The 15,673-nt window shown below is 59.5% G+C and carries 15 protein-coding genes; 11 read left to right on the top strand and 4 right to left on the bottom strand.

Going from position 1 to position 15,673, the window contains the following annotated elements:
* The first annotated feature begins 34 nt into the window (after positions 1-34).
* Entirely contained in the window at positions 35-823 is a 789-nt protein-coding gene (locus tag GGI60_RS28635; RefSeq protein ID WP_040139945.1) for an SRPBCC family protein, read from the top strand.
* Positions 824-904: 81 nt separating this feature from the next.
* On the opposite strand, the gene GGI60_RS28630 is transcribed toward GGI60_RS28635, so the two are convergent.
* Genes GGI60_RS28630 through GGI60_RS28615 form a run of 4 tightly spaced genes read right to left on the bottom strand, consistent with a single transcriptional unit; the run spans position 905 to position 4,258 of the window.
* Positions 905-1,876, bottom strand: coding sequence for a branched-chain amino acid ABC transporter permease (locus GGI60_RS28630; RefSeq protein ID WP_183934927.1), 972 nt, complete (start codon positions 1,874-1,876; stop codon positions 905-907).
* Positions 1,877-1,878: 2 nt separating this feature from the next.
* The gene (locus GGI60_RS28625; protein ID WP_040139948.1) at positions 1,879-2,766 is read right to left on the bottom strand and encodes a branched-chain amino acid ABC transporter permease; all 888 of its coding nucleotides are present in this window, start codon (positions 2,764-2,766) and stop codon (positions 1,879-1,881) included.
* A 33-nt stretch (positions 2,767-2,799) separates the two neighbouring features.
* Positions 2,800-3,507, bottom strand: a complete 708-nt coding sequence (locus tag GGI60_RS28620; RefSeq protein WP_040139950.1) for an ABC transporter ATP-binding protein — start codon at positions 3,505-3,507, stop codon at positions 2,800-2,802.
* On the bottom strand, positions 3,500-4,258 hold the full coding sequence (locus GGI60_RS28615; protein WP_183934926.1) for an ABC transporter ATP-binding protein: 759 nt from the start codon (positions 4,256-4,258) through the stop codon (positions 3,500-3,502). The genes GGI60_RS28620 and GGI60_RS28615 overlap by 8 nt, the downstream gene beginning before the upstream one ends.
* A gap of 261 nt (positions 4,259-4,519) precedes the next feature.
* On the opposite strand from GGI60_RS28615, the gene GGI60_RS28610 reads away from it, so the two are divergent.
* The 10 genes from GGI60_RS28610 to GGI60_RS28565 all read left to right on the top strand — a co-directional run bounded on the left by GGI60_RS28610 (position 4,520) and on the right by GGI60_RS28565 (position 15,549).
* On the top strand, positions 4,520-5,731 hold the full coding sequence (locus tag GGI60_RS28610) for an ABC transporter substrate-binding protein (protein WP_409527284.1): 1,212 nt from the start codon (positions 4,520-4,522) through the stop codon (positions 5,729-5,731).
* A 92-nt stretch (positions 5,732-5,823) separates the two neighbouring features.
* Positions 5,824-6,591 carry an enoyl-CoA hydratase-related protein gene (locus tag GGI60_RS28605; protein ID WP_040139954.1) on the top strand — a complete coding sequence of 256 codons (768 nt, stop codon included), beginning with the start codon at positions 5,824-5,826 and terminating at the stop codon, positions 6,589-6,591.
* A gap of 66 nt (positions 6,592-6,657) precedes the next feature.
* A complete protein-coding gene (locus tag GGI60_RS28600; RefSeq protein ID WP_183934925.1) occupies positions 6,658-7,413 on the top strand; it encodes an SDR family NAD(P)-dependent oxidoreductase in 756 nt (251 codons plus the stop codon).
* Between the two features lie 23 nt (positions 7,414-7,436).
* A complete protein-coding gene (locus GGI60_RS28595) occupies positions 7,437-8,966 on the top strand; it encodes a class I adenylate-forming enzyme family protein (RefSeq protein WP_183934924.1) in 1,530 nt (509 codons plus the stop codon).
* Positions 8,967-8,989: 23 nt separating this feature from the next.
* The gene (locus GGI60_RS28590; protein WP_183934923.1) at positions 8,990-10,150 is read left to right on the top strand and encodes an iron-containing alcohol dehydrogenase; all 1,161 of its coding nucleotides are present in this window, start codon (positions 8,990-8,992) and stop codon (positions 10,148-10,150) included.
* Positions 10,150-10,593 carry an acyl-CoA thioesterase gene (locus GGI60_RS28585; RefSeq protein ID WP_040139962.1) on the top strand — a complete coding sequence of 148 codons (444 nt, stop codon included), beginning with the start codon at positions 10,150-10,152 and terminating at the stop codon, positions 10,591-10,593. The genes GGI60_RS28590 and GGI60_RS28585 overlap by 1 nt, the downstream gene beginning before the upstream one ends.
* 24 nt (positions 10,594-10,617) lie before the next feature.
* A complete protein-coding gene (locus GGI60_RS28580) occupies positions 10,618-12,075 on the top strand; it encodes an NAD-dependent succinate-semialdehyde dehydrogenase (RefSeq protein WP_183934922.1) in 1,458 nt (485 codons plus the stop codon).
* Between the two features lie 3 nt (positions 12,076-12,078).
* A complete protein-coding gene (locus GGI60_RS28575) occupies positions 12,079-12,663 on the top strand; it encodes an adenylate kinase (protein WP_183934921.1) in 585 nt (194 codons plus the stop codon).
* A 44-nt stretch (positions 12,664-12,707) separates the two neighbouring features.
* Entirely contained in the window at positions 12,708-13,643 is a 936-nt protein-coding gene (locus tag GGI60_RS28570; RefSeq protein WP_183934920.1) for an XdhC family protein, read from the top strand.
* 790 nt (positions 13,644-14,433) lie between these two features.
* Positions 14,434-15,549, top strand: a complete 1,116-nt coding sequence (locus GGI60_RS28565; protein WP_040139969.1) for an NAD(P)-dependent alcohol dehydrogenase — start codon at positions 14,434-14,436, stop codon at positions 15,547-15,549.
* The last annotated feature ends 124 nt before the right edge of the window (positions 15,550-15,673 follow it).

Raw genomic sequence — 15,673 nt, 5'->3', positions numbered from 1 at the left:
GCAACACCCAATCGTCAGGTGAGGAGATGTATCCATGGAAATGTCAGGCCAGCAGTTAATTCCGGCGACAAGGGAAGACGTATGGGCCGCGCTCAACGACGCTGACGTGCTCAGAGTTTGCATTCCAGGATGTCAGGAATTGACAAAGTCTTCAGACACGGAAATGACCGCCATTGCGGTTATGAAAGTCGGTCCGGTAAAAGCGCGCTTCCAAGGGGCGGTAACGCTCTCCGACCTTGATCCGCCTAACGGGTATAAGATTACGGGTGAGGGGCAGGGCGGCGTTGCGGGTTTCGCAAAGGGCGTCGCGACCGTGAAACTGGAACCGGCTGACAGCGGAACCGTACTCATCTACACCGTCGATGCACAGATCGGTGGCAAGCTGTCGCAGCTTGGTGGCAGGCTGATTGATGTTACTGCAAAGCAAATGGCGGGCCAATTCTTCAAGCGGTTCGCGGAAGAGATCCAGGCGCGGCAGAACGCGGCTGTTGACCCAGGCAGGATGACCGCGCCGAAATCCGAAGGTGTGTCCCAGAAGAACGAAAGGTCCACTAGCACAGATCGCGCACGGATAGAGGCAACCTTTAGTCCCGGGCCGGCGCCTGCGGTTGCAGTCGCGCGCGCGGGTCCTTCGATGCCAATCCTAGGGTTGGTGGTGTTCGTGTCCGTGTTGGCTGCGTTGTGGGCGGTCTATGGCGGTCTGCTTCCCGGCCTTCTGCCGGCAGGTGATGACCGCGGTCAAATGTCTCCGGATATTGCAAGCGCCGTGCAGCTGATAATGGCTGCGGCGATTGGCTACCTCTTTGGCGCCCGAGCTCGATAACAGGAACGTACGCCTGGCATAAAAAAGCCGGAACTGTCGTTCCGGCTTTTTCATTTAACTTGCACAAGAAGACTTCATGTCTCACGGACTCCGGCGTTCGAGGAAGAGCTTGAGCTCGCCAAAAACGCCACGCCGGAACATCATCACGCAGATAACGAAAAACAGGCCGATGATGAAGGTGATGGGCAGGCCGCTGGTCGACAAGAAGTGCTCCAGGCCAACGACCAGGGTCGAACCCACGATCGGACCGATCAGCGTTCCCATGCCCCCAAGCAGCGTCATCAGAATGACTTCGCCAGACATGTGCCAGGTGACATCAACCAAAGAGGCAAGCTGGAAAGCGATCGCCTTCATCGACCCGGCAAGGCCCGACAGCGCAGCAGACAAGGTAAACGCGATGAGCTTGTAACGGTCTGGCTTGAGGCCGAGCGACGTCACGCGAGTTTCGTTTTCGCGGATTGCTGAAAGGGTGTGGCCGAAAGGCGAATTGACCGCCCGCCAGATGATCACGAGGCCGATAACCGTACCGCCGAGCACGGTGTAGTACATGGCCGTGATGTTTCGCAAGTCGATCATGCCGAGCAGGTTACCGCGTGGCACGGCCTGAATGCCGTCCTCCCCCCCGGTAAACGGCATCTGCACGGCCATGAAATAGACGAGTTGCGCAAGGGCCAGCGTGATCATTGCAAAATAGATCCCGTGCCGCCGGATGGACAGCGCGCCGAACACGAGGCCAAGCACGGCCGCAAATGCGGTTCCGGACAGCACGGCCAGTTCGAAGGGCAAGTGCCAGACTTTTGCGGCATGAGCCGCGATATAGGCGCCGCCACCGAAAAATGCCGCGTGGCCAAAGGAGAGTAAGCCTGCATAGCCGAGCGCCAGATTGAATGCCGCTGCGAAAAGCACGAAGCACAGAATCTTGATCAGGAATAGCGGATACGTCACCAGCGGGGCGATAAGCAGGATCGCCGCGACCGCGATCAAGACGAGAAAACATGCTGGTCCAGCAAATCCGCGTGCGGTAGCGGGACTGGACAGAGTGATACCGTTCATATTCACGCCTCGCGACTAAACAGGCCAACCGGCCGGATGAGAATGACCAGCACCATGACTACGAAGACCGCGATCGAGGATGCTGCGGGATAGAAGGTCTTGGTGAGGCCCTCGATGATGCCGAGGCCGAGGGCCGTCACGATGGCGCCACCGATCGATCCCATGCCGCCTATAACGACCACGGCGAAGACAACGATGATGATGCTGGAGCCCATGCCTGGGCTTACCTGGTAAAGCGGAGCTGCAAGGGCGCCCGCAAAACCGGCAAGGCCGACGCAGAAGGCGTAGGTCAGGGTGAGCATCAGGGGCACGTTGATCCCGAACGCTTGAACCAGCGCGGGGTTCTCGGTGGCAGCCCGCAGGTAGGCGCCGAGCTTCGTGCGCTCGATGGCAAGCCAAGTCAGGATGCAGATGGCAAGCGAAACCACAATGACCCACGCGCGGTACATCGGGAGAAACATGAAGCCGAGATTGATGCCGCCGGTCAACGCCGCGGGAACGGGATAGGGCTTGCCTGCCGCGCCGAAAACATGGCGGAACAGCCCTTCCAGCATCAGCGCGACGCCGAAGGTGAGGAGAAGGCTGTAGAGGTGATCCATCCGATAGAGCCGCTTCAGCAACAGCCGTTCGACGATGACACCGAAAATGCCGACCACGATCGGAGCGGCGATCAGAGTTCCCCAATATCCAAGCCCCAGGCGGGAAAGAAGATACCAGGCAACGAAGCCGCCGAGCATATAGAACGCGCCGTGTGCAAAGTTGATCACGTTAAGCATGCCGAAGATGATCGCAAGACCGAGGCTCAGCAGCGCGTAGAACGAGCCGTTAATCAAGCCAAGCAGTAATTGGCCGAGAAGGACGGGCAGCGGCACCCCGAGAAAATCAGTCATCGCTTTTTACCTCTTTTATGATGCGCGTCACCGTCACACTCCCAGATACCGGTTCAGTCGGTCCATGTTGGCGTCAAGCGCGCTATTGGAGATTTCGTCGACGACCTTGCCCTGATCGAGCACGAAGTGGCGATCGGCAACCGATGCTGCGAAGCGCAGATTCTGTTCAACCAGAATAATCGTCATGCCGCGGTCCTTGAGAATGCGCAACGCGGCGCCGATCTCCTCGATGATCACGGGGGCAATACCTTCCGTCGGTTCGTCGAGGAGGATGAAATCGGCTCCGGTGCGCAGAATTCGGCCGATCGCCAGCATCTGCTGCTCGCCGCCTGAAAGACGCGTTCCGGGCGTGCTGTCGCGCCCCTTCAGATTTGGAAAGAGGGTGTAGATCTCCTCCACGCTCATACCGCCCGATTGCCAGGCGGGCGGAAACATGAGGTTTTCGATGACATTTAATCTCGAGAAGATTCCGCGTTCCTCCGGCACGTAGCCGATGCCAAGACGAGCGACTTTGTGGGCCGGTACCTTCAGGAGGTCGGTGCCCTTATAGGTGCTCGCGCCGGTCCGTTTGCCGACGACGCCGATCAGGCTTCGCAGCGTAGTCGTCTTGCCGGCACCATTGCGGCCGATCAGGGTGACGACCTCGCCTCTTCTGACATTGAAGTTAACGCCGTGCAGAACATGACTCTCGCCATACCAGGCTTCCAGATTGCTGACGTTCAAGAGTGCAGGATCAGCCATGGGCGCCTCCCATATAGGCTTTGCGAACTTCGGCGTTGGTCGAAACCTCTGAATAGGTTCCCTCCGCAATCACCTCACCACGGCGGAGCACGGTGATCGTGTCGGATAGATCCGCGACGACGCCGAGGTTGTGCTCGACCATCAGTACGGTACGGCTTTTGCCGACGCGTCGGATCAGCGATGCCGTTTTGCCAATGTCTTCCGTTCCCATGCCGGCCATCGGTTCGTCGAGCAGTAGAACTTCCGGTTCCAGTGCGAGCGTGGTTGCCAGTTCAAGGGCGCGCTTGCGTCCGTAGGACAATTCGCTCGCCTTCGTTCGCGCCTTCTCGGCAAGACCGACGCTTACGAGAAGGGAGAGCGCCTCCTCGTCGAAGCGCTTCAGACACCGGTTGGACTTCCAGAATGAGAACGTCTCACGCTCGCGGGCCTGAAGCGCCACCCGCACATTTTCGTGCGCGCTCAGGTGCGGAAACACCGACGAGATCTGGAACGAGCGAACGAGGCCAAGCCGCGCGATGTCGGCAGGCGCCATGTCAGTAATGTCTCGGCCCTTTAAGAAGATTTGCCCCGAACTCGGGGAAAGAAACTTGGTCAACAAGTTGAACAGCGTGCTCTTCCCGGCGCCGTTGGGGCCGATCAGCGCGTGGATCTGTCCCGGCCAGATCCGGATATCGACGTTGTTCACGGCGACGAAGCCGCCGAACGAGCGCGTCAAATTGCGCGCCTCGATTATGGGTGCGTTCTCCGGCACGGATCCTCCCTATCTGCTCGATTTCCTCCAGTGGCGTCAAACGATGACTGCCACGCACCTCTCCTCGCAAAAGGCAGTTTTAGAAAAACACACAAAGTCTAATAATGCAAGCTTGCATCACGGCGAAAACTCTGTCTATCTTACCACGGTAGCCTGTCACTGCGTACCATAGGTGGGCAGCTGGTTGCCACTAAGTATGATAGCGCAAGTTTACTTTTAGCGCTCGCGGAGGAGCTGCAGCGCCGGATCTGGGAGGATGGAATGTTGAAACGTCTACGAATTTCGCTGTCTTGCGCCGCGGCCATCGGCGCCACGTGCGTTCAGGTCCAAGCCGAGGATTCAGGGCCGATCCGGATCGGCGTCCTGACCGACGTTAGCGGCCAGTTCTCGCATGAGGCCGGCGATGGCGCTATTGCCGCCGTCAATATGGCGGTCGAGGATTTCGGCGGCAAGGTCCTCGACCGTCCGCTGGAGGTGGTCGTCGCCGACCATCAGAATAAGCCGGAGGTGGCGGTGGCCACGGCCCGCGAATGGTATGGCTCGCAGGGCGTGACGATGATCAATAACCTGATCAATTCGGGCATAGCGCTGGCTGTCACGCAGGTTGCCAAGGATGAGGACAAGATCGCCATCGTCAACGGCTCCGGTTCGTCACGCCTGACGAACGACGGCTGCACGCCGAACAGCATCCATTACTCATACGATACCTATGCGCTCGCCAACGGCACCGCCAACGAACTGATCCGGGAAGGCAAGAAGAACTGGTACTTCCTGACTGCCGACTATGCCTTCGGCCATGCGCTCGAGGCGGATGCAACCCAGATCGTCAAGACAAACGGCGGAACCGTTTCCGGCGCCGTCCGCTATCCGATCGAGACTGCCGACCACAGTGCCTTCATGCTGCAGGCGCAGGCATCGCCCGCCGATGTCGTCGCCATGGCCGGTTCCGGTACGACCTTCGTGAATGCGGTCAAATCCGCCTCTGAATTCGGGCTAGCCTCGTCAGGAAAGACAGTTGCCGGCCTGCTTGTATGGGATACGGACGTCCACTCGCTTGGGCTCGAAACGGCGCAGGGCATGATCCTGACAAATGCCTTCTACTGGGATCGCGACGACGAGACGCGGGCATTCGCCAAGAAGTTCGAGGCGCGCGTCGGTCGTCCGCCGCACATGGGCGACGCAGGGGACTACTCCTCGACCATGCACTACCTGCAGGCCGTCAAGGCCGCGGGCACGACGGACACCAAGAAGGTTATGGCTAGTATGAAGGAGACGCCGATCAACGACTTCTTCGCAAAGGGCGGCAAGATCCGCGTGGACGGGCGGATGGTGCATGACATGTACGTCTATCAGGTAAAGACACCGTCCGAATCCAAGGGCGAATGGGACCTGTTGAAGCTTGTCACGACCATTCCCGGCGACAAGGCGTTCCGCCCGCTTTCCGAGAGCCAATGCCCCCTGGTCAAGAAGTGAACGAAATGGGGTGCCCGGCTTTCTTGTGCCGGGCGCTCCCACCGCGATGGCATGGGCCGGCCAGCCACCGCTCAGCAGGGAAAGAGCAGCACATGAGTGATATCTTGGTCGAGAAATCAGGTGGTATAGCCACTGTCACACTGAATCGGCCCACGCAGCGCAACGCTGTGACCTATTCAATGTGGTGCGAGCTTGCGGAGCTATTTCGTCACTTCGACGGTGATACGAATATTCGCGCTATTCTGTTGATGGGTGCGGCAAGTGATTTTTCTGCCGGCGCTGATATCAGCGAGTTCGAGACGGTCCGGGGTGGCGTGGAGGAAAGCACACGCTACGAGGTCGCCGTCGATGCGGCGGGTGACGCCATCTACGAGGTCTCCAAGCCCACCATCGCGGTTGTGCGTGGTTATTGCCTGGGTGGTGCTGCACATCTTGCCATGTCCTGTGATTTTCGGGTCGCGGAAGAGAGCGCCATCTTCGGCATTCCCGCCGCCCGCCTGTCGATCGTCTATGGCGTCTCCGCGACCCGCAAACTGTTTTCGCTCGTCGGCGTCAGTGAGGCGAAACGAATTCTATACTCGGCAAGTCGATTCACTGCGCGCGACGCGCTTGCCACCGGTTTCATTGACGAGCTTGCACCGGACGCGCACGCGGCTGCTCTGGAACGCGCAAATGCCATGGCCGCCAACGCTCCCCTGACGATCAGAGGTGCCAAGTTCATCCTCAACGGCTGTGCTCGGGGGGATCTCGACCGTGTCGAGGCGGAAAGATTGATCGACAAGGCGAGTTCAAGTCACGACTACGCCGAAGGACGCAAGGCGTTCGGCGAGAAGCGCCAGCCGCGGTTTCTGGGCCGATAACAGTTTTTGGCCTCATTCACCAATTCGCTGCGAAGGCAGCAATTCAAGTATCAAGGAGACAATGCAATGGAGACCAATCTCAAGGGCAAGGTGGCGTTGGTCACGGGCGGTGGCCGGGATATCGGAGGCGATATCGCACGCGCTCTCGCTGCCGAAGGCGCCGTCGTCGCGGTGAACTACAGCCGTTCCAGGGACGAAGCTGAGGCCGTTGTCACATCCATCGAGGCGGGCGGTGGAAAGGCAAAAGCCTACCAGGCGGACATCAGCGACAATGCCCAGGTCAAGGCGATGATCGCCGCCGTTACGGCGGACTTTGGCACGGTCGACATTCTCGTCAACAATGCCGGTTACGTGAAGTACCAGCCGTTCGTGGACTCGACCCCGCAAGACTGGAAGCAGCAGATCGACGTGTGTCTCTACGGCGCGATCAATTGTTGCCATGAGGTGGCGCCGCTGATGATCGCGCAGAACTCCGGCCGCATCATCAATCTCGTCGGCGACAGCTCCCGCATCGGCGAAGCCAACCTTGCGCTTGCCGCCGCCGCGCGCGGCGGCACGATCGCGCTCGGCAAGTCGCTGGCCCGGGAATTCGGCCGCAACAACGTCACCGTCAACACGGTTTCCCTCGGCCTGATCGAGACTTCCCATTCGGATCCGGAATTCCTCGAGAAGAACCGGGAGAAGATCGTCAAGGCCTATCCGTTGCGCCGTATCGGCCGGCCCGACGATATCGCCCCAATGGTCACCTTCCTCGCTTCCGAGACATCGTCCTGGGTGACGGGCCAGGTGATCAGTGTCAACGGCGGCTTTTGCATGGTCTAACGGGAGGATTGGGAGGAGCCAAGATGATACGTTACGATTTGATCGCGCCCGTCGGCGAAATCCTTCGGCGAAATGCGCGCCTTTATCCTGAAAAAATGGCGTTCGAGGACAGGATGCGTTCGGTTTCCTATCCGCAGCTCGATACGGAGACGGAAGCCCTGGCTTCCTACCTCGTCGCTGGTGGCCTTCGGGAAGGGCAGGCCGTCGCAATCTTCCTGCCGAACTCCGTCAACTGGGTGGTCGCCTGCCTCGCCGTCGTGCGCGCCGGCGGCATCTGCGTACCGGTCAGTATCGAATCCACCGAAGCCGAGCTTGCATACCGCATCACCGACGCCGGATGCACGGTGCTCGTCACCCAGCCGGAGAAACGGACGATGGCGGACGCGGTCTTGTGGCGGGTCAAGGGGCCTGTCCTCGTGATCGATGCAGACCCGGCCTCCGGATTTTCAGCGATGGAGCGGCGGCAGTCGTCCGATTTCGAGGACGACCGGGATGTCGATCGGCCGGCCTATATCGTCTACACGTCGGGAACGACCGGCCGGCCCAAGGGCGTGCTTCTCTCGACGCGATCCATGCTGTGGGTGACGGCCGCCTGCTGGGCGCCGATCGCGGGGATGAACGAGAACGACGTCGTCCTCAATTCGCTTCCGCTCTATCATTCCTATGCGCTCAACATCGCGGTCCTCTCCATCATCGCGCTTGGCGCCAGCGAATACATCATGGAGAAATTCTCGACCACGCAGGCGACCGAACTGCTACGGTCGGGACGCTTCACATTCATGCCCGGCGTGCCGACCGTCTTCCACTATTTCCTCTCCGCATGCCAAACAAGCGGCGAGAAACTGCTGTCGTCGGTTAGGCTTTGTGTGTCGGCGGGTGCCATCCTTCCCGGCACTCTAAACAACGACTTCGAGGAATTCTTCGGCGTCGCCCTGCTCGACGGCTACGGCATTACCGAGACTTCCACGATGGTGACCATGAACTGGCCCGGCCGCTGGCGCGTGTCAGGTTCCTGCGGCCTTCCGCTTCCCGGGGTCACAGTCCGGCTGGTCGATCCTAAAACCGGCCTCGACGTTCCGGTCGGCAGCGAGGGCGAGCTGATCTGCAAGGGGCCGAACCTCATGCAGGGTTATCACAACAAACCACAGGAGACCCAGAAAGCCGTCGTCGACGGCTGGTATCGCACAGGCGATCTCGCCAAGGCCGATGCGAACGGTTTCCTGACGATCACCGGCCGCCTGAAGGAGTTGATCATTCGCGGCGGGCAGAACATCGCGCCAGCCGAGGTCGAGGAGACGATCCTGCTCGATCACGCCGTCATAGACTGCGCCGTCATCGGCATGCCCCATACGATGCTCGGCGAGGTTCCGGTAGCCTGTGTCGTTCTCAAGGATGCCGAGGCTTTCGATCAGGCAGCCCTCCTTACCCACTGCAAGGAGCGCCTGTCTGCCTACAAGGTCCCCGATCGCATCTACATCGTCGACGAAATACCTCGGACGGGATCCGGCAAGATCCTGCGCGTGAAGCTGCGCGACAGCCTGCCCGTCGGGTGAGGGAAGTGACAGAGGAGATTTGCATGAACCCTTTCATATTCACCACAACGCCGCAGATCGTTTTCCGGCCGGGTGCAGCCGCCGGGATCGGCGACATCGTCAAGAAGAAGCTGGGTGAGCGCATCCTGTTCGTGACCGACGCCGGTCTGCGCAGGCTCGGGCTTTGCGATCCGGCTCTAGTCTCGCTTGCAGCCTCGGGTATCGAGGTGGCCGTCTTCGACAGCGTCGAAGCCGATCCGTCGCTTGCGACCGTGATGGCAGCATCCGACATGGCGAGGGCTGCGGGTGTTACCGGCATTATCGGCTTCGGCGGCGGGTCTTCGCTTGACGTTGCCAAGGTCGTGGCTCTTCTCTACGGGTCGGGCGAGGCTATCGATGAGGCCTGGGGAGTCGGCAACGCGAAGGGGCCTCGCCTGCCTCTGGTCCTTGTGCCGACCACTGCCGGGACCGGATCCGAGGTCACCTCGGTTTCGATCATCACCGTCGGCGGCGACGAGAAGCGCGGTGTGTCGTCGCCGATCATCCTGCCCGATATCGCCATTCTCGATGCAGACCTGACCGTCGGGCTTCCCGCCGATATCACCGCAGCTACCGGCGTCGACGCCATGGTCCACGCGATCGAAGCCTATGCCTCGAAGAGCGCGAACAACAATCCGCTGTCGAAAATGCTGGCGAGGCAGGCGCTCCAACTTCTTGGCGCCAATATCGAAACCGCCGTTTTCGATGGCAAGGACCGTGCCGCGCGCGGTGCGATGCTGCTCGGCTCGATGCTTGCCGGCCAGGCTTTTGCGAATTCCCCGGTCGCTGCCGTGCATGCGCTGGCATATCCGATTGGCGGGACTTTCCACATTCCCCACGGCCTCTCTAACGCGCTCGTTCTGCCGCATGTCCTGCGGTTCAATGCACCGGACGCCGCTTCGGTCTATGCGGAAATCGCGGCGGATGCGTTTCCGGAGCTTGCCTTGGAGCAGGGGGCGCAGGGACGCTGCACCGCATTCATCGAAAAGCTTGCCGGTCTATCCACGAAGCTCGGCCTCCAGCCCAGGCTTCGCGATGTCGGCATTGGCGAGGAGCATCTGGCGGGCATGGCGCGCGACGCGATGAAGCAAACGCGCCTGCTCGTCAACAATCCTCGCGAGGTCAATGAGGCGGATGCGCTTTCGATCTACAGGGCGGCCTGGTGATGGCGGAGCGTGCAACCCCTTCGAGCCGCTCGGCCTACAAGGTTTTCCGTGAAGTCGGCCTGCGCTGGTCCGACAACGACACTTACGGGCATATGAACAATGTTGTGCATTACAGCCTGTTCGATACGGCGGTGAATGCCTTTCTCATCGAGAACGGCGTGCTCGACATCAAGGGCGGCGCCGAGGTGTTTCTCGTCGTGGAGACGGGCTGCCGCTACTATGCCGAAATGACCTTTCCCGATCAGGTGACGGCAGGCATTCGGGTGGCGAGGCTAGGCAGTTCGTCGGTTCGCTACGAGATCGGCCTGTTCCGTAACGACGAAGACGTCGCCGCGGCCGAAGGATTCTTCATCCATGTCAACGTCGACCGCCTGTCGCGCCGACCGGTTCCGTTTGGCGGGAAAGCCAGGGAGCTGCTTGAGCCGCTTCTGGTCGAAGCATGATTGCGTTCAAATAAGGATAACCCCATGGCAGTTCCCACTCTCAAAGATCCATCGCTGCTGCGCAGTCAGTGCTTCATCAGCGGGGAATGGCGCGACGCCGACGACGGTCGAGTCATCGACGTCACCAATCCCGCTGACGGTTCCGTTGTTGCAAGCGTTCCCCGAATGGGGGCCGGTGAAACGCAGCGCGCCATCGAGAGTGCCGAACAAGCGCAGTCCGGATGGAAGGCGCTTTCCGGAAAGCAACGCGCTGCCGTCCTGCGGAATTGGTTCGAGCTACTGATCGAAAACCAGGACGACCTTGCCGCCATCATGACGGCCGAGCAGGGCAAGCCACTTCCTGAGGCCCGTGGCGAGATCGCCTATGCGGCATCGTACATCGAATGGTTTGGAGAAGAGGCTAAGCGTGTCTACGGCGATACGATTCCGGCGCCGATGTCCGACAAGCGTATTGTCGTCATCAAACAGCCGATCGGGGTTTGCGCGGCGATCACGCCCTGGAATTTCCCGGCAGCGATGATCGCTCGGAAAGTCGGGCCAGCTCTGGCGGCAGGCTGCACCATGATCATCAAGCCGGCAAGCCAGACGCCGCTCTCGGCGCTGGCGTTGTGTGTTCTTGCCGAGCGCGCAGGGGTACCGAAGGGCGTGCTCTCCTGTGTGACGGGGTCGGCCGGAGACATCGGCGGGGAGCTGACCTCTAACCCGATCGTCCGCAAGCTCAGCTTCACCGGTTCGACTGAAATCGGCAAGGTCCTGATGGTCCAGTGCGCGGCAACCGTGAAGCGGACCTCGATGGAGCTTGGCGGAAACGCGCCTTTCATCGTCTTCGACGACGCCGACGTGGGGGCCGCCGTCAAAGGCGCGATCGCCTCGAAATACCGCAACGCCGGCCAGACTTGTGTCTGCGCCAACCGTTTTCTCGTCCAGAGCAGCATATACGACACGTTCGTGGCTCAGCTATCGGAAGCCGTATCCCAATTGAGCGTGGGCGATGGATTTGCGTCCGGTGTGCAGATCGGCCCACTGATCGACGGGAAGGCGGTCGCAAAGGTCGAGGAGCTTGTGTCGGATGCCATCAGCCACGGCGGCAGAGTGGTTGTGGGCGGCGGCCGGCATGCGCTAGGCCACAACTTTTACCAGCCGACGGTGATCGCCGACGTCTCGCCGAAATCCCAGATCTTCGGCGAGGAGATTTTCGGGCCGGTCGCGCCGATTTTCCGTTTTGAAACTGAAAGCGAAGCAATCGAGCTTGCCAACAAAACTCAATTCGGGCTTGCCGCCTATTTCTACGGCCGTGACATTTCCAGGATCTGGCGGGTCGCAGAGGCGCTTGAGGCCGGCATCGTGGGCATCAACGAAGGGCTGATCTCGACCGAGGTCGCGCCGTTCGGGGGCGTTAAGGAGAGCGGAAACGGTCGCGAGGGGTCCAAGTACGGAATGGATGACTATCTCGAGATCAAATATCTGTGCATGGGGGTCTGAAGAATGACGAGACTTGTTTTCATTGGCCCGCCCGGAGCTGGGAAGGGGACCCAGGCGGAACGGCTTATACGGGAGCGAGGCTTGTTGCATATCTCGACCGGTGAACTGCTTCGCGACGCGATCAAGGCACAAAGCGCCCTCGGCGTTCAGGCGAAAGCCGCCGTCGATTCGGGCAGGCTGGTGCCGGACGAAGTCGTCATAGGTCTGGTGGAAGAAGGCCTTGAAAATGCTGCCGGCCGGGCTGGCTACATCCTCGATGGTTTTCCGCGCACGGTCGCACAAGCAGGCGCACTAGAGGCACATCTTGGCGAGAAAAATCTGCCACTGGATCACGTGATTCTCTTTGATATTCCTCTCGAACTGCTTGTAGCTCGCATCAAGGCACGGGCGGAGCAGTCACGGGAGGCTGGAGGAAGCAGCCGCTCGGATGACAATCCGGAAGTGTTAAGGCGAAGGGTAGACGAGTTTGTCCGCGCAACGGCGCAGTTGTCACCATTTTACGAACAACGCGGACTTCTGCGCTGGATCGACGCAAGGCAGGACGTCGAGACGGTCGCTGCCGCCATCGCTTCGACCATAGGCGGGTGAGCGTCTCGTTAGGAGAGAAATGTGACCTATCGCTGGAGGAAGCCATGGCGGTGCGAGACCCGATGACGGACCCTGTTGTCCCCGCGATAGGCCTCTCGACAGACGAGCCTCTTGAAATTCTGCGTTATGCTCGCGCCTCGGTCAAGGCGGGGATAGCGACCGCCCTGGTAACCTTGGTCGAGATCCACGGCGGCTCGGCACGTCCGCTCGGCTCGCAAATGGTCGTCAGGGCGGATGGACTCTATTGCGGCTTCGTTTCTGGCGGCTGTACAGAGAACGCCGTTGCAGCAGAAGCATTGGAGGCCTTGGAAAACGGACATGATCGCTTCCTGCGGCTCGGCGAAGGGTCGCGGTTTTTTGATATCGTTCTTCCGTGCGGAGGAGGGATCAATCTCGCTATCCACCGGCTGCAGAGCGTTAAAGAATTGGAGGAGGTGATCGGCGAACTCGAGCTAAGACGGGAAACGGCTCTCAGATATAGTCCCGCCTCCGAGAGACTATCCGTCGACCGTCGGTTCCGTGGTGTGTCGCAGTGGAGTGGGGAAGATTTCGTCATCGCCTACCAACCGACCACCAGATTGCTCGTTTTTGGCCGTTCGATCGAAGCGACGGCAACGGCAGACGTCGCGCGCGCCACCCACATCGACATTCATCTCGTCGACGGACAGATGACGGCCAGTTCTTTAGAGTCGGTGATCGATCCATTTACCGCGGTCGCATTGCTCTATCACGACCTTGACCGGGAGATACCGCACTTGCGGCTCGTGCTCGATAGCCGGGCCTTTTATATCGGAGCTTTGGGAAGTTTGCACACACACGGTAGGCGGATCAAGGCTCTGGCCGACGACGGCTATAGCGAGGCCGATATCGACCGGATCAAAGCTCCGATCGGAATTTTCGGCAAAGCTAAAAGTGCGTCTTCTCTGGCATTGTCGATTGTCGCAGACGTCGTGGCTGCGAGAATGTCTACCAAATTCTAGACTGGTCAAATACCGTCGCCTGGCGAAATATTACCTGAAGAAGAACACGCCGATAAGCTGATGATAGGCGAGCGGTCGTAGCAGGCTGGGGCGAGACGACTTCGGTGCAGGGCTCTATGTCACAGCTCTCACGGAGCCCCGAACATGGTCTCCTAAAGGGGGCGATCCCTCGCGGTTCTACTCCATACCTCAATGTCTGCGTCGTCTCCTAGCCTGACGATGCCTTCATCCACCACTGTGTTGCTGGGCGGTGCCCATGCGCCAGCTCTGCACGTTTCGTGGACGGAGGTCCAATTCCCCGTGTTGCTTCGGCCGATCCGCCAAGGTGAATGTCGGCAGAGAGGAAGCAGGCCGCAAATGACAGCGTGTTTGGCTGCTAAAGCGGCTAAATCAATTGCGCTAATGAACTTGATTGGACTCTGGAAGGCGCGCATGAAGGACTTAGGGAGTGCGAAATCTATTTCCAAAGATGAATTTGCGACCGTCAATTTCCGCGCAAAGTGGGTGCACAAGACACTTTTGTCGTCACTTCGGTGCCGGCGACAGCCTTTCAAAGCATTCGAGTGCGATTAAACAAATTTTCTCTAGGCGCTTGCGTTATTGAACTTTGTGACCTAGCTTCTCTTGACGCTTCAGGCCCGACAATCAGGCAAATGCCGCCTGCGCGTTTCGCCAGAGGTGGAGACGGGGGAGGTTGCCCGTTTTATCGGCGAAAAGCGTCATTTTCTCATCACGGCGGAGGGGTCGTGCGCGGGAATGATATTGAGTTTGCAACTGGGAGAGAGGCAACATGTTCGAGTGCACATCCGCCGTCGTAAGAGGCAAATCGCAGCCGTTCGAAATTACAAAACTGGAACTCGAAGATCCGCGACCCGATGAGGTTGTGATCGAAGTCGTCGGAGTTGGCGTATGTCACACCGACATCGTTGTTCGAGACCAATATTACCCGACACCGTTGCCTGCTGTCCTTGGACACGAAGGTGCGGGCGTTGTGCTCAAGGTCGGGTCCGCCGTAACTAAAGTGGTGCCCGGCGATCACGTGGTGCTAGCATTTGGTTCATGTGGCAAGTGTGAGAACTGCCAAAAAGGTGAGGCGGGCTACTGCCTCGAATTCTTCGGTTATAATTTTGGCGGCGGCCGGAGTGATGGTTCGACGCCTTATCGCTGCTGCAACGGGGAGCGCGTCAGCGGTTGTTTCTTCCGCCAGTCTTCGTTCGGCACGCATGCACTTGCTACGGAGCGCAACGTCGTCAAGATCGATAAGAGTGTTCCGTTGGAAATCATGGGCCCTTTGGGGTGTGGCATCTCAACGGGCGCCGGCACGGTCATGAATGCGCTTCGCCCTGTTGCCGGGACAAGCATCGCAATATTTGGGGCCGGCTCCGTTGGTCTCGCCGCCGTTATGGCTGCCAAAGTTGTTGGCTGCACGACGATCGTAGCCGTCGATGTCAATGATGAGCGGCTGGCATTGGCGAAGGAGCTGGGCGCGACCCACGTCGTCAACGGCCGCAACGAAGATGCCGTAAAAGCCATACAAGCCCTGACCGGCGGTCTAGGCGTCCACTATTCACTCGAATGTACTTCTATCCCAGCAGTTTTCCGACAGGCCGTAGATTGCTTACGACTAACGGGAGTTTGCGCCCTGGTCGGAGCCGCTGCTCTGGGCACGGAAGTGACGTTTGACATGAACAGTATTCTTTTTGGGCGCACCATTCGCGGGGTGATTGAAGGAGAAAGTGTACCTGACACCTTCATTCCTCAGCTCATCGAGTTGTGGAAGCAGGGACGATTCCCCTTCGACAAGCTTATCGAGTTCTATGACCTCGACGAAATCAACGAAGCTTGTGCGGCCTCGGAGAGCGGCAAAGTACTGAAGCCTGTTCTACGTCCGCGGAAGTCAGCCTGATTCCCACTTCATTGAATAGGAGCGAAGCCGTAAGCGCTGTTTTCAGGCCACGGCTTTGAGTTCGTGCCTTGCGGCATAGGTCCACGGCAGCAGGTCGTCGATTTGGCTATTTGGATGGCCGTTG

It is taken from the genome of Rhizobium lentis, from assembly GCF_014200175.1.
Lineage (GTDB): Bacteria > Pseudomonadota > Alphaproteobacteria > Rhizobiales > Rhizobiaceae > Rhizobium > Rhizobium mulingense.
The sequence above is the reverse complement of the archived record's forward strand: the minus strand, read 5'-3'. Positions and strand labels throughout refer to the sequence as shown.